We start from the raw sequence: 24,021 nt of genomic DNA on the forward strand, positions 1-24,021 counted from the left end.
TCACAAAGGTAATCCCTTTTCTCGAAGGCGAGTGCGGTTGATCTTTGTGTGATCGCAGCTTTTTGTGGGCAGGCGGGTGGCTTGTCGCTGCATTGGTTGTCATTGTCGCCTGAACATCGTTAGATGTCTTCTGGATGCGGTCGTGTCCCGATACCCTCAATTTTGCAAAGCGTGAACCTGTGATCATCGACAAAGCTGCCGAACCGGATGTGCTCAACACCGCCGCCCTGACGTCGCAAGAAAGCCGCGCAACGGCGACCCCGATGATGGAACAGTATATTGAAATCAAGGCGAATAATCCCGGTTCGCTGCTTTTTTACCGGATGGGTGATTTCTATGAGTTGTTTTTCGAGGATGCCGTAGAGGCCTCGCGGGCGCTCGGCATCACCCTGACCAAGCGCGGTCAGCATCTGGGCCAAGACATTCCGATGTGCGGTGTCCCTGTACATGCCTCTGACGATTATCTGCAAAAGCTGATCACGCTGGGTTTCCGTGTCGCCGTTTGCGAACAGGTGGAAGACCCGGCTGAGGCAAAGAAGCGCGGCTCCAAATCCGTGGTCAAGCGTGACGTGGTGCGTCTGGTCACGCCCGGCACGCTGACGGAGGAAAAGCTGCTGTCACCGTCGGAGACCAATTATCTGATGGCGCTGGCACGGGTGCGCGGCAGCGGCGATGAACTGGCGCTGGCCTGGATCGATATTTCCACTGGCGTCTTCCGTCTGGCCGAAACCAATCCCACACGGCTGCTGGCCGATATTTTCCGCATCGATCCGCGTGAAGTGATCGTCGCCGAAACGCTGATGCAGGACCCGGAGTTGAAGCCGGCCTTCGATGTGCTGGGCCGCGTGGTCGTGCCGCAGCCATCGGTGCTGTTCGATAGCGCTTCGGCGGAGGGGCGCATCACGCGCTATTTCAACGTCAAGACGCTCGATGGTTTCGGTGGGTTTTCACGGCCGGAAATGGCTGCTGCTTCAGCGGCGATTGCCTATGTGGAAAAAACCCAGATGTCCGAGCGTCCGCCGCTTGGGTTGCCTGAGCGGCAATCCTCGTCCTCGACGCTGTTTATTGACGCGGCCACCCGCGCCAATCTGGAATTGGTGAAGACCCTTTCCGGCCAGAAACAGGGTTCCCTGCTCAACACCATTGACCGAACCGTAACTGGCGGCGGCGCGCGGCTGATGGCCGAGCGGCTGATGTCGCCCTTGACGGAGGTTGTGGCGATTGCGCAGCGGCAGGATGCGGTTGCCTATTTGTTGACGGACGGTTTTCTGTGTGAACGGCTGCGCGACCTTTTGAAACGCGCCCCGGATATGCCGCGTGCCCTGTCGCGGTTGGCGCTGGACCGGGGCGGGCCAAGAGATCTGGCGGCGATCCGGTATGGGTTGTCCACATCAGGCGATGTGGCTGGGTTGCTGCGGGGGGCTGTCCTGCCGGATGAGCTTGCCTCGGCGCTCACCGATCTCGAAATGCTGTCGCCATCGCTGGAAAATCTGCTGGCCTCGCAACTGGCGGAAGATCTGCCGCTGTTGAAACGCGATGGCGGATTTTTGAGAGAAGGCGCCGATGAGGGGCTGGACGAGGTACGGGCGCTGCGTGACCAGTCGCGCCGGGTGATTGCCGGGCTGCAATTGCAATATGCCGAGGAAACCGGCGTCAAGTCTTTGAAGATCAAGCATAACAATGTGCTGGGCTATTTCATCGAAGTGACCGCAGGCAATGCCGGACCGCTGATCGAGGGTGAGGCCAAGGCCCGCTTTATCCATCGTCAGTCGATGGCGAATGCCATGCGCTTTACCACGACCGAACTGGCCGATCTCGAAAGCCGGATCGCCAATGCGGCGGGACAGGCGCTGGACATCGAGCTTGCGGCGTTTGAGCGAATGCGTCAGGCCGTGGTGACCGAGGCCGAGGCCATCAAGAAAGCGGCGCGGGCGCTGGCGGTGATCGATGTGGCCGCCGGTCTTGCCGTCCTGGCTGAGGAACAGGGCTATTGCAGACCCCTGGTCGATGACAGCAGAATGTTTTCCATTGTCGCCGGGCGCCATCCGGTGGTCGAGCAGGCCTTGCGCAAACAGGCGGCCAGCCCTTTCATCGCCAATAATTGCGATCTTTCACCAGTAGGCGACCAGAAGCACGGTGCAATCTGGATGCTGACCGGTCCGAACATGGGCGGTAAATCCACCTTTTTGCGCCAGAATGCGCTGATCGCCATTCTCGCCCAGATGGGGTCATTCGTGCCTGCTGGTTCCGCGCATATCGGCATTGTTGACCGGCTGTTTTCCCGGGTTGGCGCCTCCGACGATCTGGCGCGGGGCCGCTCGACATTCATGGTCGAGATGGTGGAAACGGCGGCCATTCTCAATCAGGCGGGGGAACGGTCTCTGGTCATTCTCGATGAGATCGGCCGTGGTACGGCAACATTCGACGGCCTGTCGATTGCCTGGGCGACTGTCGAGCATCTGCATGAGGTCAATCGCTGCCGTTCGCTGTTTGCCACGCATTTTCATGAGCTGACAGCGCTGTCTGAAAAGCTTGTCCGGTTGTCGAACGTCACCATGAAGGTCAAGGAATGGCATGGCGAGGTGATTTTCCTACATGAGGTTGGGGCTGGCGCCGCCGACCGCTCCTACGGCATTCAGGTGGCGCGATTGGCCGGGCTGCCGAGCATGGTGGTGGAGCGCGCCCGCGCTGTGCTGTCGCAGCTTGAAGATGCAGACCGTAAAAATCCGGCCAGCCAGTTGATAGACGACCTGCCGCTGTTCCAGGTCAGTCAGAGGCGGGAGAGCAAAACGGGTGCAGGGGCGCAGGTGTCGGCGGTGGAAGAGGCATTGCGAGGCCTCAATCTGGATGATTTGACGCCAAGGCAAGCACTGGATGCGCTTTACGGTCTGAAAACCACCCTGGCGAAATCCTGATCGGCCAAATCCCGATCCAGGCGCGCATTGCTTTTGGGGTTTGGGTTCCCTGTTCTGGTGCAGTCAACGGATTTTAGGAATTATCGGCTATCCTGTTGCCCGCAGCGCCTTAAAAACGCTAAACCCGTTACAGACAAAAGCCGCCTCATTCCAAGCGGCAGGGAACAGATAACCGGACGATTATGGCAAAGCACGATCCATCAGACGCAACGCCCCCCGATTTCAAGGCATTGGAGGCGGAATGCATGTCCATCGTGCTCCAGAATGGCAAGGTGCCGGAAACGCGGGCCGCCATTCTCCCCTTGCTGAAAAAAGCAAGCATTGATGGCCGGGAGGCGGCCCTGCGCCATCTGACCGCCAATGGCAGCGGCTTGGAATGCGCCGGGATGATTTCCAATCTCCAGGATAATCTGATCGCGCTGGTGCATCGCATGGTCACCCAGGCGGTTTATCCCACCACCCAGCATGAATTTGCCGTGGCTGCTGTCGGCGGTTATGGACGCAGCACTCTGGCTCCCGGGTCCGACATCGATCTCTTGTTCCTGCTATCGGTCAAGGCTGGGGCGGATGCCCGCAAGGCGGTGGAATTCCTGCTCTATATTCTGTGGGATCTGGGTTTCAAGGTCGGTCATGCCACCCGCCTCGTTGAGGAATGCATCCGGCTGTCACGCACCGATATGACCATCAGGACCGCCATTCTCGAAACCCGGTTCATCTGCGGCGAAGCGCTGCTGGTTGGCGAATTGCAGAAACGGTTCGATGCGGAGGTGGTTGAAAAGACCGCGCCTGAATTCATTGCCGCCAAACTGGCCGAACGTGATGAACGGCACCGCAAGGCGGGCGATACCCGTTATCTGGTCGAGCCGAATGTGAAGGAAGGCAAGGGCGGCTTGCGAGACCTGCACACGCTGTTCTGGATCGCCAAATATTATTACCGGATTTCCGATCCGGCCGACCTGGTCAAGCTGGGTGTTCTGTCGCGCCAGGAATGGCGGATGTTTCAGAAATCCGACGATTTTCTCTGGGCGGTGCGCTGCCATATGCATTTCGCCACCGGCAAGCCGGAGGAGCGTCTCTCCTTCGATCTCCAGCCGGAAATCGCCCGCAATCTCGGCTATAATGCCCGTCCCGGCCTCTCGGAGGTCGAACGTTTCATGAAGCATTATTTCCATGTCGCCAAGAATGTCGGCGACCTGACCCGGATCGTCTGTGCCAGCCTGGAGGACAAGCAGGCGAAGGCCGCTCCAGGACTGACCGCGGCCATTGGGCGTTTTGCCCATCGGCCCCGGCGCATTCCCGGCACGCCTGAGTTCATCGAGGACAGGGGCCGGATCGCTCTGTCCGGTCCGGATATTTTCAAGCGTGATCCGATCAATATCATGCGCTTTTTTCATGTGGCCGACCTGCATGGGCTGGAATTCCATCCCGATGCGCTCAAGGCGATTACCCGCTGCCTGCCGCTGATCGATCATGATTTCCGCGAGAACGAGGAGGCCAACCGGCTGTTCCTCTCCATCCTGACCTCCAAACGTGACCCGGCTCTGATGCTGACTCGGATGAACGAAGCGGGCGTGCTGGGCAAGTTTATCCCGGATTTCGGGCGGATCGTTTCGATGATGCAGTTCAACATGTATCATCATTATACCGTGGACGAGCATTTGATCCGCTCAGTCGGCATTCTGGCCGAGGTCGATCAGGGGCAGCATGCCGATATCCATCCGTTGGCCGTCAAGCTGATGCCGAATATAGAAGAGCGCACTGTGCTGTTCGTCGCGGTGCTGCTGCATGATATCGCCAAGGGTCGTCAGGAGGATCATTCGATTGCCGGTGCCAAGGTTGCCCGGCGTCTCTGCCCGCGTCTTGGCCTGAATGAGAAGCAGACCAATCTGGTCGTCTGGCTGATCGATCAGCATCTGCTGATGTCGATGGTCGCCCAGACCCGCGATCTGCACGACCGCAAGACCATTACCGATTTCGCCGAGAAGGTGCAGTCGCTTGACAGGCTGCGCATGCTGCTGGTTCTGACAGTCTGCGATATCCGCGCTGTCGGTCCTGGTGTGTGGAACGGCTGGAAAGGCCAATTGCTGCGCACGCTCTACTATGAAACCGAATTGCTGCTATCAGGCGGGTTTTCCGAAAGCCCCCGCAAGGAACGCGCCAAACAGGCTGCCGAGCAATTGGCAGAGGCCCTGTCGGACTGGAGCCAGAAGGACCAGAAAACCTATACCAAGCTGCATTACCAGCCCTATCTGCTGACGGTGCCGTTGGAAGATCAGGTGCGTCATGCCCATTTCATCCGCCAGGCCGACAAGGCCGATCAGGCGTTGGCAACCATGGTCCGCACCCATTCCTTCCACGCAATCACCGAGATTACGGTGCTTGCCCCTGACCATCCGCGCCTGTTGTCGATCATCGCCGGTGCCTGTGCGGCGGCGGGCGCCAATATTGCCGATGCGCAGATTTTCACCACCTCGGATGGCCGGGCGCTCGATACCATTCTCATCAACAGGGAGTTTCCCATCGATGAGGATGAGATGCGCCGGGGCAATACGATCAGCAAGATGATCGAAGACGTGCTGGCGGGCAAGAAACGCCTGCCGGAAGTGATTGCCACCCGCACCAAGGGCCGCAAACGCAACAAGACCTTCACCGTCAAACCGCATGTGACGATTTCCAACAGCCTTTCCAATAAGTTTACGGTGATCGAGATCGAATGCCTCGACCGCATCGGTCTGCTGGCCGAGGTCACGGCGGTCCTGGCTGATCTGTCGCTCGATATTCACTCGGCCCGTATCACCACCTTTGGCGAAAAGGTCATCGATACGTTTTACGTCATCGATCTGGTTGGCCAGAAGATCACCAATGAAAACCGGCAGGGGTCGATTTCGGTCCGGCTGAAAGCGGTGATGAGCGAGCAACCCGACGAATTGCGCGAACAGATGCCATCAGGCATTATCGCGCCCGCCGCGACGAAATCCCCGGCTGCTGAAAAGAAAGCCCGCGTCTGATATGTCCCTCGTCAAGAAATTCATGACCGTCGGCGGTGCCACGCTTGGCAGCCGATTGTTCGGTTTTGCCCGCGAAACCCTGATGGCGGCGGCGCTGGGCACCGGGCCGATGGCCGATGTGTTTTATGCGGCTTTCCGTTTTCCCAACCTGTTTCGCCGGTTGTTTGCTGAAGGCGCTTTCAACGCTGCTTTCGTGCCACTGTTTTCCAAGGAGATCGAGGCAAACGGACTGGACGGCGCCAAGCGTTTTTCCGAGGAAGTCTTCGGCGTTCTCTTTACCGTCCTGCTGCTGATCACCATCGCCATGGAGCTTTCCATGCCGCTCCTGGTGCGGTTTGTCATCGCACCGGGTTTTGCCGATGACGCCGAGAAGTTTTCGCTGACGGTGCGTCTCGCCGTGGTGATGTTTCCCTATCTAATGTGCATGTCGCTGACGGCGATGCTGAGCGGCATGCTCAATTCGCTGCATCACTTTTTCGCCGCCGCCGTCGCGCCGATCTTTCTCAATCTGGTGATGATCAGCGCACTGTTTTATGCGCTTTATTATGGTGTCGAGCCGGTCGTGACGGCCTGGTATCTCTCCTGGTCGGTGCTGGTGGCGGGGATTTTGCAGTTGCTGGTGGTCTATATCGGCGTGCGCCATGCGGGGATCAGGCTCGGCTTCAAATGGCCGAAGATCACCCCCAATGTGAAACGGCTGCTGGTGCTCGCCGTCCCTGCGGCGGTGACCGGCGGCATTACCCAGATCAACCAGCTGATCGGACAGGCGATTGCCTCCTCCAAGGATGGCGCGATTGCCGCCCTGCAATATGCCGACCGTATCTATCAATTGCCCTTGGGCGTGGTGGGCGTTGCTGTGGGCGTCGTGCTCTTGCCAGAGCTGGCGCGGGCGCTGAAATCCGATCATCAGCGCGAAGCCTCGACCATCCAGAACAGGTCGATCGAATTCGTGTTGTTCCTGACTCTGCCTGCGGCGGTCGGGCTTTGGGTCCTGTCTGATGATATCATCCGGGTGCTTTACGAGCGCGGCGCGTTTACCGCGCATAATACCGCCATTGTCGGGGCAATCCTTGCCTATTACGGCTTGGGCCTGCCCGGTTTCGTGATGATTAAGGCCCTGCAGCCAGGTTTTTACGCCCGCGAGGATACCAAAACCCCGATGCGGTTCACCGGCATTTCGGTGGTGGTCAATTCGGCGCTGGCCATTTCGCTGTTTCCGCTGTTGCAGGAGCGGGGCATCGCCATTGCAGAAGCGACGGCGGGCGCGATCAACACGGTTCTGCTGTTCACCATGCTGGTACGGCGCGGACATTTGCAGGTGGAATGGGCGCTGGTGTCACGGGCGCTGCGGCTTTTGCTGGCGGCGCTGGCCATGGGCGCGGCGCTGATGGCGTTTTCAGGCTTTTTCGCGCCTTATATCGGTACCGGTTCGCCCTTCCTGCACAAGGTGCTGGTGCTGTTCATCCAGATCGGTCTGGCGATGCTGATCTATTTCTCGCTGGCCTTCCTGATCGGCGGTGCGGATATCGGCATGCTGAGACGCAATCTGAAGCGCAAGGCGCGCGCGACGACAAGCGAGGCCGCCGATGACGCAAAATAGGCCGGTAAAACGCATTGCCACCGTAACGCTTGTTGTGGACGATTATGACCGGGCGCTGGCCTTTTATTGCGGCAAGCTGGGCTTTGCCTGCAAAGCAGATATCGACCTGGGCGATGGCAAGCGCTGGGTGGTGGTCTCTCCCGCTGAAGACGGTGCCGGGCTGCTTCTGGCGCAGGCAGATGGAGAACAACAGGTGGCGACAATCGGCAATCAGGCGGGCGGTCGGGTTGCCTTCTTTCTGGAAACGGATGACTTTGCCCGCGATCATGCGGCGTTTATCGCTGATGGCATCGCCTTTCAGGAAGAGCCTCGTTACGAGCCCTACGGCACGGTCGCCGTGTTCGAAGATCTCTACGGCAATCTCTGGGATCTGATCGAGCCAAAATTATAATCGCTCCTCCGTCTTTCCGTGCTTGATCGAAAACGTCTGCCTGTGCATAAGCGCTGTAAATCCACACGAGGTATCAGGCCCTCCACAAGCCTGCTGAGGTCAATCATGAGCGAATTTCAGCCGCTGGTTTTTTCCGGCGTTCAGCCCACGGGCAATCTCCATCTTGGCAATTACCTCGGCGCGATCCGCAAATTCGTCGCGCTCCAGGAGAATAACGACTGCATGTATTGCGTCGTCGATCTGCATGCGCTGACGGCGCAACTGGTGCACGAAGATATGCGCGGCCAGATCCGCTCGATCACGGCGGCTTTTCTCGCGGCGGGTATCGACCCCGTCAAGCATATCGTTTTCAACCAGAGCCAGGTGCCGCAACATGCCGAACTGGCCTGGATCTTCAACTGTGTCGCCCGCATCGGCTGGATGAACCGGATGACCCAGTTCAAGGACAAGGCCGGCAAGGACCGCGAGCAGGCCTCGCTTGGCCTGTTTGCCTATCCGAGCCTGATGGCTGCCGACATTCTGGTCTACCGCGCCACCCATGTGCCTGTGGGCGATGACCAGAAGCAGCATCTGGAACTGACCCGCGATATCGCCATGAAGTTCAATCTGGATTTTGCACAGCAGATCCGCCCGACCGGACTCGGCATCGATATCACCGTCGGCAACGAGCCGGTGCATGCCTATTTCCCGATGGTCGAACCGCTGATCGACGGTCCGGCCCCCAGGGTGATGAGCCTGAAGGATGGCACCAAGAAAATGTCGAAGTCCGATCCGTCGGATCTGTCGCGCATCAACCTGATGGACGATGCCGAGGCGATTGCCAAGAAGATCCGCAAGGCCAAGACCGATCCGGACGCCCTGCCAAGCGAAACGGATGGACTGGCCGGACGGCCGGAGGCCGATAATCTGGTGGGCATTTATGCAGCCCTTGCCGACAAGACCAAAGCCGAGGTGCTGGCGGAATTCGGCGGGCAGCAGTTCTCGGTGTTCAAGCCTGCTCTTATCGAACTCGCTGTCGAGGTTCTGTCCCCGATTACCGGTGAAATGCGCCGGTTGACGGGAGATCCCGCCCATATCGATGCTGTGTTGCGGGACGGTGGCGAGCGGGCGCGGGTGCGGGCTGAAAAAACCATGACGGAAATCCGCGACATTATTGGTTTCGTGCGCTAAGCTTTGATGATGATGCGTGGCAGGTGTCACGCGTCATCAGGTAACGGTTATCGGGGCCGGTCGATCCGGCCCGACGAACAGGGCAGGCCATGGTATCGAAACGTCTATCGCGTCTTGACGGGCACCGACGGAAATTTCTGACGGTCATCGACGATACGCCGGAATGCTCCCGCGCCGTCCATTATGCCGGGAGGCGCGCCAAGAATTCCAACGGCGGACTGGTTCTGCTCTATGTGATTCCCGAGGGCGATTTCCAGCAATGGCTGGGTGTCGAGGAAATCATGCGGGCCGAGGCCCGGGAAGCCGCCGATGCGGTCATGGCAAAATCCGCCCAGACGGTGCGTGAAACCATTGGGCTTGAGCCGGAAATCGTCATCCGCGAGGGCAGTGCCGCCGAGCAGATCCAGGCGGTGATTGAGGAAGATCGCGATATCGCCATCCTCGTTCTGGCCGCAGGCTCGGCCAAGGACGGGCCTGGCCCTCTGGTCTCGATGATCGCCGGGCGGGCACAGGCTTTTCCCATTCCGGTGACCGTGCTGCCGGATACGCTGAGCAATGAAGAAATCGATGCGCTTTGCTGATTGAAAACGTTACCAGGCGATCTGTCTTTATTTGCAGCCAGTGCTTGAAGCAGGACCTGCGAAGGTTTATTTTTGAAGCATTCTAAATCGGACCCGGCTTGACCGGTTCGCAAGGAGTTTGTGATGTTCATTCAGACGGAATCCACCCCCAATCCGGCGACTTTGAAATTCCTGCCGGGCAAGGTGGTGATGGACAATGGCACGGCTGAATTCCGCGACCGGGAAGCGGCCATGGCCTCGCCACTGGCTGAAAAGCTGTTTGCCATACCCGGCGTCACCTCCGTGTTCTTTGGCTATGACTTTGTGACCGTGACCAAGGATACCGCCGAATGGCCGCATCTGAAGCCGGCCATCCTCGGTTCGATCATGGAGCATTTCATGAGCGGTGCGCCGATCATGGGCAGCGCTGTCGCTGGAGATGAGGCGTCGGACGAAGAGTTCTTCAACGAGGGTGATGAGACCATCGTCGCCACCATCAAGGAGCTGCTGGAAACCCGGGTGCGTCCGGCGGTCGCCCAGGATGGCGGCGATATCACTTTCCGTGGTTTTCGCGATGGCAAGGTATTTCTCAACATGAAGGGTTCCTGTGCGGGTTGCCCATCCTCCACCGCGACGCTGAAGCATGGCGTGCAAAATCTGCTGCGCCATTTCATTCCCGAAGTGCAGGAAGTCGAAGCCGTTTGATGCGGTTTGGGCGCGGCGTCCCTTAGGTTGCCGCGCTTTCGAGAGATGTGAAACGTCACGCAATGAAAAGCGAGCAGGCATGATCCTTTTGGCAATCGACACCGCCGGCGTTGATTGCGCCGTTGGCCTGTATGACAGCGATCTCGACCGGATGCTGGCAGCCAGAAGCGAGACGATCGGCCGTGGCCATGCCGAAAAGCTGATGGGCATGATCGACGCGGTTCTGGACGAGGCCTCAATCGCGCTTCCCAGCGTTGAGCGGGTCGCGGTCACCATTGGTCCCGGTTCCTTTACCGGAATACGCGTCGGCCTGTCGGCGGCGCGGGGGCTAGCTCTGGCGCTGGGTGTCGATATTGTCGGCATTTCAACACTTGCCGTTCTGGCGGCGGCAGAACGCAGGCGTGGTGGCGCGGTTGCGGTGCTTGCTGCGATGGATGCCAAGCGTGATGAGGTCTATGTCCAGGGTTTCAGTCCTGATGCTGTAGCGCTGGATGACGCTCGATTGCTGTCGGTGGACGAATTTCGGACGATGGCGGCTGAGATTGCCAGGCATGGCGCAGGACGCGTCACCGGTTCGGCATGCCAGCTGCTGGAGAAAGACGTGGCAGGGGAGAGTGAAGAGGCCGCCACAGTGGAGGTAGATCACTTTCCGATGGAGGATCTCGCCAAGCTTGGAGCGGTGGCGCAGGCCTCGGGCAAGCCTAAGCCGCTCTACTTGCGGGGGCCGGATGTCAAGCCGCAGGCAGGTTTTGCCGTGGCGCGGGCATGATCCTGTTTTAGAGCAGGAAGGGCTGGTGGGTTTATAGGCGATAAACGCAATAAAGTTAAATCTGCTGCGTATTTTCACCATAAATTCCAGGTGATTTTAGGAATTATCGGGTAATCTGTGCCGTGAGCATGTCGGAATAAACATATTTTATCCTGACTCTGGGGAGGGTCTTATGCTTGAAACAATTTTTGCCCGTAAAGCCGAGTTTGAAATCGTCGCCATGGAGCTGGACGATTGCCATGACGTGTCGGAATTGCATGGCCAGCGGTTTTCGCAGCCATGGAACGATGGTGCATTCGAAAGCCTGCTGTTGCAGCCCAATGTTTTCGGTTTCGTGATTCGCCAGACCAATACGCTGATGTTCAAGCCGCAACTGAGCGGTTTCGTGCTGGCCCGCGAAGCGGCGGGTGAGGCGGAAATCCTGACGATTGCCGTGCATGAGAAGGGCGCGCGAAACGGCCTTGGCTGGCGGCTGATGCAGGGCGCGATGCGCGAAGCAAGAGTGCGCGGCGGCGAAATCATGTTCCTTGAAGTGGATGACGGCAATCAGCCCGCCATCAATCTCTACCGCAAGCTCGGCTTTGAAAAAGCTGGCGAAAGGCCCGCTTATTATGCCGATGCCAACGGTCGCCGCAGTGCGGCGCTTGTCATGCGGCGCGATCTTCGCTAACTCGTGATTATCGAAATTCACGAGCAACCGGACCATCATGACGGAGACGCCGAAAACGCTGGAAGAGCTCTGCGCGGAGCGTGGTATGCGCATGACCGAACAGCGGCGGATCATCGCGCGCATCCTTGAAGGCTGCGATGACCATCCTGACGTCGAGGAGCTGTACCGCCGCTCTTCAGTGATAGACGCTAAAATTTCGATCTCGACCGTCTATCGCACCGTCAAGCTGTTTGAGGATGCCGGGATCATCGCCCGTCACGATTTTCGCGATGGGCGCTCCCGTTACGAAACGGTGCCGGAAGAACACCACGATCATCTGATCGATTTGAAGACGGGCGTGGTCATCGAGTTCCGCTCACCCGAGATCGAGGCGCTTCAGGAGCGAATCGCTCGAGAACATGGTTTCCGGCTGGTGGATCACCGGCTGGAACTCTATGGCGTGCCATTGGCGAAGGAAGAGCCGTGAGCAGGGCAAGCTTTGGCTGTTCGTGGCAGCCATGATCATCACCATCCGAACTGTCTTCATGCTGGCGCTACTTGTCGCCGTCACGCTGATTATGCTGCCGCTGCAATTGCTTGGCCTGGCGTTCGATCTGAAAATACGACGACTGTTGCCGCGCTACTGGCACAGGTTTGCCTGTCTGGTTCTCGGTATCCGGGTGCGGGTGCATGGCCTGCCGGAACGGCAAAGGCCGTTGATGCTGGCCGTCAATCACTGTTCCTGGACCGATATTCTGGTGCTGAGTTCCATTGCCGATGTGGTGTTCATCGCCAAGATGGAAGTGTCCGAATGGCCGATTTTCGGGACGCTGGCCAAGCTGCAAAAAAGCATTTTCATTCGCCGCGAGGAAAAGCGTTCGTCCGGTGAGCAGGTCAACGATATTGCGGCCCGGATGGCCGATGGTGAAATCGTTGTGCTGTTTCCCGAAGGTACGACGTCGGACGGTAATCGGCTGCTGCCAGTCAAATCCTCGTTGTTTGGCGCTGCCTCCATGGCGGTGCCGCTTGCTCCTGAGGGCGTGGTCTATGTGCAGCCGGTTGCCATCGCCTATACCGGCATCCATGGCATGCCGATGGGCCGCTTCCATCGGCCATTGGTCAGTTGGCCGGGCGATGTCACGCTTGGACCGCATCTGGCCGGTCTGCTCAAGGTGGCGGCGGTGGATGTCGATGTCTGCTTCGGTACGCCGGTTGCCTATACCAAGGACAGCAACCGCAAGCGGGTGAGTGCCACGGTGGAAGCGGAGATCCGCCGCATGCTGCTGTCAAAGCTGCTGGGTCGGACGATCGAATAGCAGACGATAGAAAACGAACTGTCTACCACTTTTCGTTTCGCCGCTTTTCATTGGGATGATGCGGCACTCTTTGCTAATGCCGATCATTGGTATAAAAGCGCGCCATGACCCAGGAAATTTCAAGCCTTTCAGCATCGGTAGAGCCGGTGTCCGCCATGGTTGACAATACCTCTGCCCAGCAAAAGCCTGCGCCGCAGAAGAAGGTGTTCATCAAGACCTATGGCTGTCAGATGAATGTCTATGACAGCAGCCGCATGGCCGATGCGCTGGTGGCTGAAGGCTATCAATCGACCGAGGATATGGAAGAAGCCAGCCTCGTGTTGCTCAATACCTGTCATATCCGCGAAAAGGCCGCCGACAAGGTCTATTCGGCGCTGGGCCGGCTGCGCGAAATGAAAAAGGTGCGCGCTGCGAGAGGCGAGGAATTCATGATTGGCGTGGCCGGTTGCGTCGCCCAGGCCGAGGGCGAGGAAATCGTCCGCCGCGAGCCGGGCGTCGATGTCGTTGTCGGCCCGCAGACCTATCACCGGCTGCCGCAGGCCTTGAGACGGGCGCGAAGCGGGGAGCGGGTCGTCGATACCGATTATGCGGTGGAAGACAAGTTCGAGCACCTGCCCGATCCAACCAAGATCGCTGGCAAGCGCCGGATGATCACGGCTTTTCTGACCGTGCAGGAAGGCTGCGACAAGTTCTGCACCTTCTGCGTGGTACCCTATACCCGTGGGTCCGAGGTCTCCCGGCCGCTTGCCCAATTGCTGGGTGAAGCCCAGAGGCTGGTGGAAAGCGGTGTGCGCGAAATCACGCTGCTGGGCCAGAATGTCAATGCCTGGCACGGCAAAGGACCGGACGGGCGCGACATGGGCCTTGGCGATCTTCTTTACAAACTTGCCGAAATTCCGGGCCTTGCCCGGCTGCGCTATACCACCAGCCATCCGCGTGACATGGACGAGCGGCTGATTGAGGCACATCGCGATCTGCGCATGTTGATGCCCTATCTGCATCTTCCGGTACAGTCTGGTTCCGACCGGATCCTGAAAGCGATGAACCGCCGGCACAAGGCTGCCGATTATATTGCCCTCATTGATCGCATCCGCGAGGCGCGTCCCGACATTGCCATATCAGGCGATTTCATCGTTGGTTTTCCCGGTGAAACGGATGCGGATTTTGAAGACACCATCAAACTGGTCGAGCGAGTCGGCTATGCACAGGCCTTTTCGTTCAAATATTCGCCGCGTCCAGGCACGCCCGGCGCCGACATGCCCGATCATGTGGCGGAGGACGTGAAGACTGAACGGCTGGCCCGGTTGCAGGAATTGTTGTTAAAACAACAACATGACTTTGCCCGCTCGCTGGTGGGCCAGACCATGGACCTGCTTTTGGAAAAGCCGGGCCGGATGCCGGGGCAGATTATCGGCCGGTCTCCTTGGTTGCAGTCTGTGAATGTTGATGCAAAACCTTCGCAAATAGGCGACATTATTCAGGTACGAATCACGGATATCGGCCCAAACAGCTTGTTTGCCGAGGTGGCAGAGAGTTAGAGTGAGGGCAGGGACTGAATTCCGATAGGGAGCCTGATCGCTTGAACGCACCAGAAGTGGTAACCTCACCCTCGCGCAACACCAAAACCGCCGCGACCGACGCCAATCACTTCATCTTGACGTTCGAGAACAACCGGCATGCCAGCGAGCTTTTCGGCCAGTTCGAACAAAACCTGAAGTTGCTGGAGCAGCGGCTGAATATCAAAGCCAGCGCGCGCGGCAATTCCGTCTCCATCTCCGGCGATATCATGGCCACCAACCAGGCGCGCCGGGCGCTCGATTTCCTCTATGCCAGGCTGCAAAGCGGCGGCAGCGTCGAGGCCTCCGACGTGGAAGGCGCGATCCGCATGGCGGTGGCCGCTGATGACCAGCTGACCTTGCCGACACTGGAGCGCAAGGCCAAGCTCAGCATGGCGCAGATCTCCACCCGCAAGAAGACCATTGTTGCCCGCACGCCCACCCAGGACGCCTATATGCGGGCGCTGGAACGGTCCGAACTGGTGTTCGGCACTGGCCCGGCGGGCACCGGCAAGACCTATCTGGCCGTGGCGCAGGCCGCGCAATTGTTGGAACGCGGCGCCGTCGACAAGATCATCCTGTCGCGCCCGGCTGTCGAGGCGGGCGAACGGCTGGGCTTCCTGCCCGGCGATATGAAGGAAAAGGTCGATCCTTACCTGCGGCCGCTCTACGACGCGCTCTATGACATGATGCTGGGCGACAAGGTGGAGCGCGCGATCACGGCTGGCGTGATCGAAATCGCTCCGCTGGCCTTCATGCGCGGACGCACACTGGCCAATGCGGCCATCATCCTTGACGAAGCGCAGAACACCACATCCATGCAGATGAAGATGTTTCTGACGCGTCTGGGCGAAAATTCGCGGATGATCATTACCGGCGACCCGAGCCAGGTGGACCTGCCGCGCGGCGTCAAATCCGGCCTGGTTGAGGCCTTGGATATTCTGGCAGGCGTGGAAGGGGTGTCCTTTGTGCGCTTCAAGGATGTCGATGTTGTGCGTCACCCGCTTGTCGGGCGGATCGTCAGGGCCTATGATGCCCAATATGCGCAGCCTGAGCCTCACTATACGCAGCCTCCCGAAGGCGAGAAGCCGGAATAACCTGTTGCTGTGTCCTTGGTTGAGTGCGTGTCATTGATGAAGAAACTTGACGTTCAGATTGCTATCGAAGCCGATGGCTGGCCGGATGAGGCGGAACTCGAGGCGTTGAGCACACGGATTTTGGATCACGCGGCGGATTTCATTGCTGCTGAAGGCCAGCCTTTTGCGCCAATGCCTGCGGAGGTCTCTCTGGTCTTTACCGGCGACGCCGAGATCCAGGCGATCAACAGCGAATGGCGAGGACAGGACAAGCCGACCAATGTCCTGTCCTTTCCGGCCTATCCGATAGAGCCCGGCGATAAGCCGGGACCGATGCTGGGCGATATCGTCATTGCCCGCCAGACGGTGGAGCGGGAAGCGGCGGAGCTGGAAAAAACATTTACGGACCATCTGACGCATTTGATGGTCCATGGATTCCTCCACCTTTTCGGTTATGATCACATGACCGAGGATGAGGCGGAGGAGATGGAGGGACTGGAGACTCGCATTTTGGCCGGTCTTGGCTTATCTGATCCTTATGCGGGTCAAGTCCCGGTTTGATAGAACGGTAAAATGAGCGATTTTTCGACACGATCGGCCAGTGAGGCCACGAAGGAGCAGGACAGCTCCTCCTCTGAAGAGGGGTCAAGTCCACAGCGAAGTTCCGCGGCCCACAAGCCGCATTCATCTTTCTGGGCGCGGGCCGCCCGGATATTGAGACCTGCTGGCGCTAGCCTGCGTGAGGATATCACCGATGCGCTGATGTCCGACAGGGCCGCTGAAGAGGCCTTTTCCGCCGAAGAACGGGCGATGCTGCACAATATTCTGCGCTTTCGCGAGGTTCGCGTCGAAGACGTCATGGTGCCGCGCTCCGATATCCATGCTGTCGATGTCGAGACCAGCATCGGCGAATTGATGACCCTGTTCCAGGAAACCGGCCATTCGCGCATGCCGGTCTATTGCGACACGCTGGACGATCCGCGCGGCATGGTGCATATCCGCGATCTTCTTTCTTATATCACCCTCAAGGCGTTGAATGGCAACGGCCTCGACCTCGCCTGCGTCGATCTTGGTGTGACACTGGAGGAGGCGGGCATCATCCGCTCCATCCTGTTCGTGCCACCGTCCATGCAGGCCTCCGACCTTCTGGCCCGTATGCAGGCTGCCCGCACCCAGATGGCGCTTGTGATTGACGAATATGGTGGCACCGATGGCCTGGTTTCGCATGAAGACATCGTCGAAATGGTGGTTGGCGATATCGAGGACGAGCATGACAAGGAAGAGGCTCTTGTCACCCGCGTCTCCCAGGATGTCTATCTGGCCGATGCCCGCATCGAACTGGAGGAAATCGCAGAGGTGATCGGCCCTGATTTCGATATCAGTGCGGAAATCGATGAAGTCGATACGCTGGGCGGATTGCTCTCCACCGCGATTGGCCGGGTGCCGCAGCGTGGTGAAGTGGTGCAGGCGGTGGCGGGCTTCGAGCTGCATATTCTCGACGCCGATCCGCGAAGGGTGAAAAAAGTCCGCATTACCCGCATGGCACCTATTGCCAAGCGCCTGCAGGAAGGCGCCGATTTGCAGACAGTCGGATCAGGGCAGGGTAAGTAGCGGGCCTGTAGTCCAACACCTTTGATTTAAGACGGGGCGGCAGTCTTTAAAAAGAACTGCCGCCTCTTCGATTCTTGCAGGCAGGGTTGTGGCAGCGTCTTGCCCTTTGTCGTAAATTTGAAGTGCTATACGAACTGTCCTTGAAAAGGGCAGCCCGTATTCCGTTTTCAAATATCTCAAGTCTTTGATGCATTTGAGGTCTTTGAAATTATGCATGAGCAAGGTCTTGGGGGCGAAGATGGAACGGTTGGCGGCAAGGATCATGCTTCTGGCGGGATGGCGGCGTGCCCTTCTTGCCATTGCCTCAGGTGCGGTCGGGGCGCTGGCGTTGCCCCCGGTAGGTTTTTTTGCGGCTCTGTTTCTCTCCTTCTCCATCCTTGTCTGGCTGCTCGATGGTGTAAGCGGCAATCCTGACCGGAGCTGGTCGCGGGGACTGCGGTCCGCCTTCTGGATCGGCTGGCTGTTCGGCTTCGGTTATTTCGTTGCCGGACTCTGGTGGTTGGGCAATGCATTGATGGTGGAGGCCGACGAATTTGCCTGGGCTCTGCCGCTTGCAGTGCTCGGTCTGCCGGCGGTGTTGGCGGTGTTTTATGGCTTGGCCTGCCTTGCTGCCCGTCTGCTCTGGTCCGAAGGCCTTGGCCGGATTGCCGCGCTGGCGGCGATGTTCGGCATTACCGAATGGCTGCGCAGCTTTGTTGCCACGGGCTTTCCCTGGAATGCCATCGGCTATGGCGCTATGCCCGTTCCCCTGATGATGCAATCGGCTGCGGTGCTGGGCCTTTTCGGGGTCTCGGCCCTTGCCGTCTTCGTTTTCGCCGCCCCAGCTCTTTTAGGCACGCGCCGTGGGGCAAAACCCGGTCTCGCGCTGGCGGGATTATTGATCTGCGGCCATCTCGGCTATGGCGCCTACCGGCTGTCTCTGCCGGAGCCGGAAGGGCGCAAGGTGACAGTGCGCCTGGTCCAGCCGAATATAGACCAGGCAGCGAAGATGGACGATACCGACCGTGTTGCAATTTTCGAGAAACATCTTCGCCTGACGGCTGTGCCAACGCCACCCGATCAGCCGCGCCCGGATGTGATTGTGTGGCCGGAAACCACCATTCCCTTCATCCTCACCGAAAATCCCGATGCCTTGCGACAGATTGCCGGGACGTTGCAAGACGGCCAAGTGCTGATCACCGGCACAGTGCGCTCGGAAGATCAGGGCGCCGGCATTGCCCCCCGCTATTATAATTCAATCTATGCAATCGACAGTCATGGGCAGATCCTTGCTGCTGCCGATAAGGTTCATCTTGTGCCATTTGGGGAATATGTCCCATGGCAGGACATCCTGTCGAGGCTCGGTATTACCAACATTATCGACCTCCCGGGAGGCTTTTCTCCAGGGGCATCTCGCTCCCTGATGACCCTTCCGGGGGGACTGAAGCTCTATCCGTTGATCTGTTACGAGGTCATTTTTCCTGACGAAATGGTTAAGGGATTATCCGGGGCTAATGCCATTATCAATGTCACCAACGATGCCTGGTTTGGAGATACGCCAGGTCCGTTTCAGCATTTTCAACAGGCCAGATTACGCGCCGTCGAGACTGGACTGCCAATTATTCGTGCCGCCAATAATGGCATTTCTGCCTTAATTGACGGACGGGGCCGCGTGTTTTCGGGTTTGCTATTAAACGCTGAAGGCGTGGAAAATGCAACTTTTGCGCTATCTGCTGCGTCTGAAACCAATGTAAATCATAATAAATACAACTTTTGGGCGGTAACTGCTTTGTTATTATCTGTGGCTGTAATTTCTCGTTTAGGTTTAATATCGAGAGTGAATTGACGAAAAACCCCTAAAAATGCATAGTGCTGTAGCTTGGTAGTGCTTGTAATCCAGCGCTTGAAGCGCTGGCGTGTGCAACGTAACGTTATATGAAGTTGCAAGCGCTACGGGTTAAGATCAATTTCAACTGTCTTTAGGATCGTCACATGCTCGAAAACAAAAAGAAGCCTAACCCCATCGACATTCATGTCGGTAGCCGGATTCGTCTTCGCCGTACCATGCTCGGAATGAGCCAGGAGAAGTTGGGCGAAAGCCTCGGCATTACGTTTCAACAAATTCAGAAGTACGAAAAAGGCACAAATCGTGTCGGCGCCAGCCGCCTGCAGAATATTTCAAGCATTCTGAACGTACCCGTCTCGTTCTTTTTCGAGGATGCGCCAGGTGAGCAGGTTGTTGCAGGTGCCAATGGCTTTTCCGAGGCGGCCAGCTCCAACTACGTCGTCGACTTCCTCTCGTCTTCCGAGGGATTGCAGCTCAACCGCGCTTTCGTGAAGATCAACGATCCGAAAGTGCGCCGTAAAGTCGTCGATCTGGTCAAGGCGCTTGCCGCCGACGCAGACGCGGAATAACCGGGACCCTTCAGGGCTCGAAAAAAAAGCGGCGATTAGGCCGCTTTTTTTATGTCCTGGTCACTTTTGGGAAAGGCTTGCTGACATAAAGATATATTTATGTCGTTGTGTCCTTGTTTTTAAGGCGTCGTGCCTTTATCAAAGGGGCATCTGGTTCATTGAGGGGAATCCCGCATGCGCTCAAACTATCTGTTTACGAGTGAGTCCGTTTCGGAAGGTCATCCGGACAAGGTCTGCGACCGAATTTCAGACGAAATCGTCGATCTCGTCTATCGTGAAGCGGCACGGACCGGGGTCGATCCCTGGACAGTGCGCATTGCCTGCGAGACGCTGGCGACCACCAATCGGGTCGTTATCGCCGGTGAGGTTCGCCTGCCACCGAGCCTGATGAAGACCGACAAGAATGGCAATGAGGTGATCAACCCTGCCAAGTTCAAGGCTGCGGCGCGTAAGGCTATCCGCGACATTGGCTATGAACAGGATGGCTTCCATTGGAAGACCGCCAAGATCGACGTTCTCCTGCATTCCCAGTCGGCTCATATCGCCCAAGGCGTCGACAAGGCCGCCGACCATGAAGGCGGCGAAGGCGCAGGTGACCAGGGCATTATGTTCGGCTATGCCTGCGGCGAAACGCCGGACCTGATGCCGGCACCGATCTATTACTCCCACAAGATCCTCCAGCTTCTCTCGGCAGCCCGTAAAAAGGGCGAGGGCGATGTGGGCAAGCTTGGCCCTGACGCCAAGAGCCAGGTCACTGTCCGTTATGTCGATGGCAAGCCTTCGGATGTCGCTTCCATCGTGCTTTCCACGCAGCATCTCGACGAAAGCTGGGATTCGGCCAAGGTCCGTTCGGTCGTTGAACCCTATATTCTCGAAGCATTTGGCGATCTGAAGGTTGCCGATGACTGCAAGTGGTATATCAATCCAACTGGCAAGTTCGTGATCGGCGGTCCTGATGGTGATGCAGGCCTGACCGGTCGCAAGATCATCGTCGATACCTATGGTGGCGCAGCCCCCCATGGCGGTGGCGCTTTCTCCGGTAAGGACACCACCAAGGTTGACCGTTCCGCCGCCTATGCGGCGCGCTATCTAGCCAAGAACGTGGTTGCCGCTGGCTTAGCAGAGCGCTGCACCATTCAGATCGCTTATGCGATCGGCATTGCCCAGCCTTTGTCCATCTATGTTGATCTGCATGGCACCGGTAAATATACCGAGGACCAGATCGAGGCGGCAATCCGCAGCGTGATGGATCTGTCCCCGACCGGCATTCGCCGCCATCTCGATCTCAACAAGCCAATCTATGCCAAGACGTCCGCTTATGGCCATTTTGGCCGCAAGGCTGGCCGCGACGGCTCCTTCGCATGGGAGAAGCTTGATCTGGTCAAGCCGCTCAAGGAGGCCTTGAAAGGCTGAATACGATGACCACAGACCGCCGTAGCCGGGCGACCGAAGCCTTTTTCGGTCGCCGCAAGGGAAAGCCGCTCCGCGACCAGCAGGTCGAGCGGATGACCCATCTCCTGCCTGAACGCAAGTTGGACTTGGGGACGGCTGCGCCGGGCGATTTGAAGACACTGTTTCCCCTATCGATTGAGCGTATCCGCCTGGAAATCGGCTTCGGTGGGGGCGAACATCTGGCCCATCGTGCCAGACACGATGCCACGACCGGTTTCATCGGCGTCGAGCCCTTCGTCAATTCCATGGCCAAGTTGCTGGCCGTGATCGAGGATGAGGGTCTGCCCAATATCCGGGTCTATGACGATGACGCGACGCAATTGCTGGACTGGCTGCCAGCGTCATCCATTGATCAGATCGATCTCCTCTACGCTGACCCCTGGCCAAAGCGCAAGCATTGGAAGCGCCGTTTCGTATCGCAGGTCAATCTGGAGCGGTTTCACCGGGTGCTGAAACCGGGCGCGCGTTTCTGCTTCGCCTCCGATATCGATACCTATGTGAACTGGACGCTGCTGCATTGCCGCAATCATGGCGGGTTCGATTGGCTGGCCGAAAGCTCCGCCGATTGGTTGACGCCCTACGAGGGCTGGCCAGGCACGCGCTATGAGGCCAAAGCCCGCCGCGAGGGGCGCTCATCTGCCTATTTGACCTTCCGCAGGACATAATCCAAGGCCTTGAAGAGACTCGAGGCTTCCGCGAAGGCGGCCTCATTTTTCATCCAAAACGCGAATCAAAACACCCTGCGCCATGCATGGCGCAGGGTGTTTTCAGTTAATCATCATCGATCGAGGCTCAGTGCAGGCTGACGGTTTTCAACTCGTCTTCTGCCGCCTTGAAGAAGGTGGAGGAGCGGTTATCGGTGAGCAGGATGGGTGTGCCGTCAGCGGCAAACAGTGCCCAGAGATCCGTGCGCGGATCAATTTCCGGAGCATCTGGAAAACAGCGGGACACTTCGTCGTAACGGATCTTGCGGATATAGCCCACTTCGCCGGAGCCAAGATGTGCCAGCTCATTTTTCGAGAGCTTGGAGGTGGCTTCTTTAATCAACATTCCGGATCTCCGTCATTGAGGGAGGGGCGGCACAACAGCCTTCACCAGGACGCGCGAAATCTGCTGTAACACCTTATATCTTTTGCATGATCTGTTCCTGAAACCGACCGGGTTCAAGGGACTTGTGCAAAAGCGCCATGATCCTAGTCTGAGGCGGAAATATTAATTTTCCTTACCATTTGCTGCGTATCAGGACGAATTAGTTCGACCACCAGTAGGCCGTTTCGCATCCGTGCGCGCGAAACGTCCATTCCGTCCGTTAACAGGAAACTGCGTTGAAAGTTCCGTGCAGCTATGCCGCGAAACAAATAATCGGCATCCGGCCGTTCGTTCTGAGAACCTCGAATGATCAGTTGGTTTCCCTCGACCAGAACCTCCAGATCGCTCTCGGAAAAGCCCGCCACGGCAAGGGTAATCCGTAACCGGTCGCCTTCCTGGTCGCTCGTGCGGCGAACAAGCTCGATATTATAGGGCGGATAGCCGTCGCTGGTCCGGGCCAACTGGCTCAACACGGCATCGGTAATGTCGAAACCCAGCAGCAGGGGTGTGGTGATGGATTTTGTCCGTCGCATTCTGTCCTCGTCTTGCCCCTCCGCTGGCCGACAAGTCGGTCCTTGCCTGCCAGTCGTTGCGGGATTGTGTTTCCGGTGGTCGGCATGTCTGTACTTTGGTTAAGATATGGGAGTCCCGAGGGCGGTAAACAAGCGTTTGACCGGTACGATAGATCTTGACAATAGCCCGGCTGCCCGTCCATCAAACCCTATCAATCCAAGGATAGGCCCGCATGGAAAAGCCCAGAAAAATCATCATCGATACCGATCCTGGTCAGGACGATGCCGCAGCCATCATGCTGGCGCTTGCCAGTCCCGATCAGTTGGACGTCCTCGGCCTGACGGTGGTTGCAGGAAATGTTCCCCTGTCGATGACCAGCCGCAATGCCCGTATCGTGTGCGAACTGTCGGGCCGATCAGATCTGCCGGTCTATGAAGGCGCGTTAAAGCCCCTAGAACGGCCCCAGGTGACAGCGGAACATGTGCATGGCAAGACCGGGCTGGACGGGGCAGAGCTCGATGAGCCAGTTATGCCGGTTCAAGACCAGCATGCGGTCGACTTTATCATCGACACCATTCGCCGCGAACCAGCAGGCACCATTACGCTCTGCACGCTCGGACCGCAGACCAATATTGCCCTGGCCCTGCAAAAGGCCCCGGATATTGCACCGCGCATTCGCGAACTGGTGATGATGGGCGGTGGCTTTTTCGAGGGCGGCAATATTACCCCTGCGGCGGAGTTCAATGTCTATGTCGATCCGCAGGCATCCAAGATAGTGTTTGATTCGGGAATACCGATCGTGATGATGCCGCTGGACGTCACCCACCAGCTTTTGACCACCAAGGCCCGCGTTGCCCGCATTGGCGCCATCGGTACACGGGTGGCCGAGGTCATGGTTGCCTGGCTGGAGTTTTTCGAGCGTTTCGATATCGAGAAATACGGCTCGGATGGTGGACCGTTGCATGATCCAAGCGTGATCGCCTATCTTCTCCAGCCAGAGCTGTTTTCCGGGCGTGATTGCAATGTGGAAATCGAAACCGCATCAGACCTGACGGTTGGCATGACGGTGGTGGATTGGTGGCGCGTGACCGGTCGCACGCCCAATGCCAAGGTGATGCGCGATGTCGATGCTGACGGGTTCTTTGCCTTGCTGACGGAACGGTTGGCACGCCTTTAAACCTGGTGCAAATCCTCCTTATCCTTCCTGGTGTCCTGATCCGGCCATTTTCTTTTGGCCGGGCCTGTGG

At 58.0% G+C, this 24,021-nt stretch carries 22 protein-coding genes; 20 read left to right on the forward strand and 2 right to left on the reverse strand.

Annotation, left to right across the window (positions count from 1 at the left end):
* The first annotated feature begins 263 nt into the window (after positions 1 to 263).
* From mutS to trmB, 19 genes are all read left to right on the forward strand, one after another.
* Positions 264 to 2,915: a DNA mismatch repair protein MutS gene (mutS, locus tag ASB66_RS06615; RefSeq protein WP_234613440.1), complete on the forward strand. Its 2,652-nt coding sequence runs from the start codon at positions 264 to 266 to the stop codon at positions 2,913 to 2,915.
* Between the two features lie 182 nt (positions 2,916 to 3,097).
* Positions 3,098 to 5,923, forward strand: a complete 2,826-nt coding sequence (locus tag ASB66_RS06620) for a [protein-PII] uridylyltransferase (protein WP_060719636.1) — start codon at positions 3,098 to 3,100, stop codon at positions 5,921 to 5,923.
* A gap of 1 nt (position 5,924) precedes the next feature.
* Positions 5,925 to 7,523 carry a murein biosynthesis integral membrane protein MurJ gene (gene murJ / locus ASB66_RS06625; protein ID WP_114386328.1) on the forward strand — a complete coding sequence of 533 codons (1,599 nt, stop codon included), beginning with the start codon at positions 5,925 to 5,927 and terminating at the stop codon, positions 7,521 to 7,523.
* A complete protein-coding gene (locus ASB66_RS06630) occupies positions 7,510 to 7,914 on the forward strand; it encodes a VOC family protein (RefSeq protein ID WP_060719634.1) in 405 nt (134 codons plus the stop codon). Before murJ ends, ASB66_RS06630 begins: the two co-directional genes overlap by 14 nt.
* A gap of 105 nt (positions 7,915 to 8,019) precedes the next feature.
* Positions 8,020 to 9,084, forward strand: a complete 1,065-nt coding sequence (gene trpS, locus ASB66_RS06635; protein WP_060719633.1) for a tryptophan--tRNA ligase — start codon at positions 8,020 to 8,022, stop codon at positions 9,082 to 9,084.
* 89 nt (positions 9,085 to 9,173) lie between these two features.
* The gene (locus ASB66_RS06640; RefSeq protein ID WP_012654828.1) at positions 9,174 to 9,665 is read left to right on the forward strand and encodes a universal stress protein; all 492 of its coding nucleotides are present in this window, start codon (positions 9,174 to 9,176) and stop codon (positions 9,663 to 9,665) included.
* A 123-nt stretch (positions 9,666 to 9,788) separates the two neighbouring features.
* Positions 9,789 to 10,349, forward strand: a complete 561-nt coding sequence (locus ASB66_RS06645; RefSeq protein ID WP_012654829.1) for a NifU family protein — start codon at positions 9,789 to 9,791, stop codon at positions 10,347 to 10,349.
* Between the two features lie 79 nt (positions 10,350 to 10,428).
* Entirely contained in the window at positions 10,429 to 11,118 is a 690-nt protein-coding gene (tsaB, locus tag ASB66_RS06650; RefSeq protein WP_060719632.1) for a tRNA (adenosine(37)-N6)-threonylcarbamoyltransferase complex dimerization subunit type 1 TsaB, read from the forward strand.
* Between the two features lie 172 nt (positions 11,119 to 11,290).
* Entirely contained in the window at positions 11,291 to 11,788 is a 498-nt protein-coding gene (locus ASB66_RS06655; protein WP_060719631.1) for a GNAT family N-acetyltransferase, read from the forward strand.
* Positions 11,789 to 11,825: 37 nt separating this feature from the next.
* A complete protein-coding gene (locus ASB66_RS06660; protein ID WP_060719630.1) occupies positions 11,826 to 12,254 on the forward strand; it encodes a Fur family transcriptional regulator in 429 nt (142 codons plus the stop codon).
* A 31-nt stretch (positions 12,255 to 12,285) separates the two neighbouring features.
* A complete protein-coding gene (gene olsA / locus ASB66_RS06665; protein WP_060719758.1) occupies positions 12,286 to 13,083 on the forward strand; it encodes a lyso-ornithine lipid O-acyltransferase in 798 nt (265 codons plus the stop codon).
* A gap of 104 nt (positions 13,084 to 13,187) precedes the next feature.
* Positions 13,188 to 14,621: a tRNA (N6-isopentenyl adenosine(37)-C2)-methylthiotransferase MiaB gene (gene miaB, locus ASB66_RS06670; protein ID WP_060719629.1), complete on the forward strand. Its 1,434-nt coding sequence runs from the start codon at positions 13,188 to 13,190 to the stop codon at positions 14,619 to 14,621.
* A 41-nt stretch (positions 14,622 to 14,662) separates the two neighbouring features.
* Positions 14,663 to 15,736 (forward strand): PhoH family protein, encoded by a 1,074-nt coding sequence (locus ASB66_RS06675; protein ID WP_060719628.1) that lies wholly within the window; start codon positions 14,663 to 14,665, stop codon positions 15,734 to 15,736.
* 36 nt (positions 15,737 to 15,772) lie between these two features.
* A complete protein-coding gene (ybeY, locus tag ASB66_RS06680; protein ID WP_060719627.1) occupies positions 15,773 to 16,276 on the forward strand; it encodes an rRNA maturation RNase YbeY in 504 nt (167 codons plus the stop codon).
* A 12-nt stretch (positions 16,277 to 16,288) separates the two neighbouring features.
* Positions 16,289 to 17,326, forward strand: coding sequence for a hemolysin family protein (locus tag ASB66_RS06685; RefSeq protein WP_060719626.1), 1,038 nt, complete (start codon positions 16,289 to 16,291; stop codon positions 17,324 to 17,326).
* 238 nt (positions 17,327 to 17,564) lie between these two features.
* On the forward strand, positions 17,565 to 19,151 hold the full coding sequence (gene lnt, locus ASB66_RS06690) for an apolipoprotein N-acyltransferase (protein WP_060719757.1): 1,587 nt from the start codon (positions 17,565 to 17,567) through the stop codon (positions 19,149 to 19,151).
* 146 nt (positions 19,152 to 19,297) lie between these two features.
* On the forward strand, positions 19,298 to 19,720 hold the full coding sequence (locus tag ASB66_RS06695) for a helix-turn-helix domain-containing protein (RefSeq protein ID WP_012654839.1): 423 nt from the start codon (positions 19,298 to 19,300) through the stop codon (positions 19,718 to 19,720).
* Between the two features lie 174 nt (positions 19,721 to 19,894).
* Positions 19,895 to 21,133 carry a methionine adenosyltransferase gene (gene metK, locus ASB66_RS06700; protein WP_060719625.1) on the forward strand — a complete coding sequence of 413 codons (1,239 nt, stop codon included), beginning with the start codon at positions 19,895 to 19,897 and terminating at the stop codon, positions 21,131 to 21,133.
* A gap of 5 nt (positions 21,134 to 21,138) precedes the next feature.
* On the forward strand, positions 21,139 to 21,837 hold the full coding sequence (trmB, locus tag ASB66_RS06705) for a tRNA (guanine(46)-N(7))-methyltransferase TrmB (RefSeq protein WP_060719624.1): 699 nt from the start codon (positions 21,139 to 21,141) through the stop codon (positions 21,835 to 21,837).
* 127 nt (positions 21,838 to 21,964) lie between these two features.
* On the opposite strand, the gene ASB66_RS06710 is transcribed toward trmB, so the two are convergent.
* Positions 21,965 to 22,222: a BQ00720 family protein gene (locus ASB66_RS06710; RefSeq protein ID WP_012654842.1), complete on the reverse strand. Its 258-nt coding sequence runs from the start codon at positions 22,220 to 22,222 to the stop codon at positions 21,965 to 21,967.
* 143 nt (positions 22,223 to 22,365) lie between these two features.
* Positions 22,366 to 22,794, reverse strand: coding sequence for an Hsp20 family protein (locus ASB66_RS06715; protein WP_060719623.1), 429 nt, complete (start codon positions 22,792 to 22,794; stop codon positions 22,366 to 22,368).
* Positions 22,795 to 23,006: 212 nt separating this feature from the next.
* Between ASB66_RS06715 and ASB66_RS06720 the strand changes: the two genes are divergently transcribed.
* The gene (locus tag ASB66_RS06720; RefSeq protein WP_060719622.1) at positions 23,007 to 23,951 is read left to right on the forward strand and encodes a nucleoside hydrolase; all 945 of its coding nucleotides are present in this window, start codon (positions 23,007 to 23,009) and stop codon (positions 23,949 to 23,951) included.
* Positions 23,952 to 24,021 lie beyond the last annotated feature (70 nt).

The sequence above is a fragment of the Gillisella vitis genome, assembly GCF_001541345.2.
In the GTDB taxonomy this organism is placed as follows: domain Bacteria; phylum Pseudomonadota; class Alphaproteobacteria; order Rhizobiales; family Rhizobiaceae; genus Allorhizobium; species Allorhizobium vitis.